The 2,139-nt window shown below is 68.3% G+C and carries 2 protein-coding genes; both read left to right on the forward strand.

What is annotated here, in order from left to right; all coding sequences use genetic code 11:
• Window positions 1-93: 93 nt before the first annotated feature.
• A complete protein-coding gene (locus ACEN88_RS29875) occupies window positions 94-774 on the forward strand; it encodes an HD domain-containing protein (RefSeq protein ID WP_413345541.1) in 681 nt (226 codons plus the stop codon).
• 73 nt (window positions 775-847) lie between these two features.
• On the forward strand, window positions 848-2,083 hold the full coding sequence (locus ACEN88_RS29880; RefSeq protein WP_413345543.1) for a TCR/Tet family MFS transporter: 1,236 nt from the start codon (window positions 848-850) through the stop codon (window positions 2,081-2,083).
• Window positions 2,084-2,139 lie beyond the last annotated feature (56 nt).

Genomic DNA, 2,139 nt, shown 5'->3' on the forward strand with positions numbered 1-2,139 from the left:
CGGCATCGGTCTGCATCATGCGCTGGGTGCCGCGCCACAAGAACACCGGGGCCGACGCGCTGTCGCAGCGCGCCCTCGTTTCCGTAGACTCCAATGCAAGCACTCCATCCTGAACTCGACAGCTGGCGTCCCCGCCTCGCCCAACTGGCCGCACAGGCGGTCGCCGACCAGGGCCCCGACGGCGCCCATGACCTGAACCATGTCGAACGCGTCTGGCGCAATGCGCAGGCGCTGCTGGCGCACCACGACCAGGCCGATCCGCTCGTCGTGCTGGCGGCGTGCTATCTGCACGATCTCGTCAACGTGCCGAAGGACGACCCGCGCCGCAGCATTGCATCCCGCCTGTCGGCGGAACTGGCCACCGAGCGTTTGGCGGCGCTCGGCTTTCCGGCGGACAAGCTTGCGGCCGTCGCCCACGCGATCGAAGCGCACAGCTTTTCCGCCGCCGTCCCCGCGACCACGCTGGAAGCCCGCATCGTGCAGGACGCCGACCGCCTGGACGGCCTCGGCGCCGTCGGCCTCGCGCGCATGTTTTATATCGCCGGCCGCATGGGCAGCGCCCTCGCCCACGGCAGCGATCCGCTTGCGCTGGACCGTCCGCTCGACGACAAATCGTATTCGCTCGACCACATCGACGCGAAGCTGGCGCGCCTGCCGGGCATGATGCAGACCGATGCCGGCCGCCGCCTCGCCGAACAGCGGCTGGCGATCTTGACGGACTTCCGCAGCGCCTTCGCGGCCGAATGGGCAGGCATTCCGCACGTGGCAGCTTGATCGAAAAGCAAGCAGTTGTCTGCCGGGCAATCGGTGCTACCATAGACGTTTTCCGCATCGTCCCGGAACGCCCATGGCCAGAAGCGCGAACCTGAATTTCGTCCTCATCTGCGTGTTCGTCGACATGCTCGGCATCGGCCTGATCGTGCCCGTTCTGCCGAGCCTCGTGGGCGAATTCGTCGACAATCGCACGCAGCAGGCGCTGTGGTACGGCGTGCTGGGCGCCACGTTCGGGCTGATGCAATTCCTGTTCATGCCGATGGTGGGCGCGCTGTCCGACCGCATCGGCCGCCGCCCCGTGCTGCTGTATTCGATGGGCGGCATGTGCATCAACTTCCTCGCGACCGCCTGGGCCCCGAACCTCGCCTGCCTGTTCATCGGGCGCGTGATCGGCGGGGCGTCGTCGGCCAGCATGTCCGTCGCGTCCGCGTACGCATCGGACGTGTCGACGCCGGAAAACCGCGCGAAAAGCTTCGGCAAGATCGGCGCCGCGTTCGGCTTCGGCTTCATCTGCGGGCCGATCCTGGGCGGCCTGCTGGGCAATATGGGATTGCACCTGCCATTCTACGTGGCGGCCGCGCTGTCCGCCGCGAACTTCGTCTACGGCTACTTCGCCGTGCCGGAATCGCTGCCGCGCGAGCGCCGCGCGGCGTTCCAGTGGTCGCGCATCAACCCGTTCTCATCCCTGCTGCGCCTCGTGCGCCGCACGGACATCCGCGGCCTGATCACCGTCTACACGCTCGTCGCCTTCGCCCAGATGATGCTGCAGTCGACGTGGGTCCTGTTCACGACGTTCCGCTTCGACTGGACGCCGCGCGACAACGGCATCGCCCTGTTCTGCGTGGGCGTGTGCTCGATCGTCGTGCAGGCCGGGCTGCTCGCGCCGCTGATCCGGCGCTTCGGCGAAGTGCGGCTGTCGCTGATCGGCCTCGCGTCCGGCGCCGTCACCTACTTCCTGTACGCGATCGCGACGCACGGCTGGATGATGTACGTCTTCATCCTCTGCAACCTGCTGTCGTTCGCCGCGGGACCGGCGCTGCAGGGCATCCTGTCGAAATCGTCGTCCAGCCGCGAACAGGGAGAACTGATGGGCTCCCTGCAATCGATCAGCAGCATCGGCCTCGTCGTCTCGCCGCTCGTCGGCACCCTGCTGCTGGGCGCCGCGAGCGACCTGCCGCCGCAGGACTGGCGCGTGGGCGGGCCGTTCTTCCTGTGCGCCGCCATGCAGGCGGCCGCGCTGCTCGTCGCGCACCGCTACTTCCGCCGCCACGGCATTCCCGAGACGGCACCGGCGGCCGAGCAGGCGTGACGCCTTCCGAGCTGGGCGCCGTGCTGGGCGCGGCGTTGCTGCACGCGAGCTGGAAC

The organism is Massilia sp. CT11-108 (genome assembly GCF_047302915.1).
In the GTDB taxonomy this organism is placed as follows: Bacteria; Pseudomonadota; Gammaproteobacteria; order Burkholderiales; family Burkholderiaceae_D; genus Telluria; species Telluria orientalis.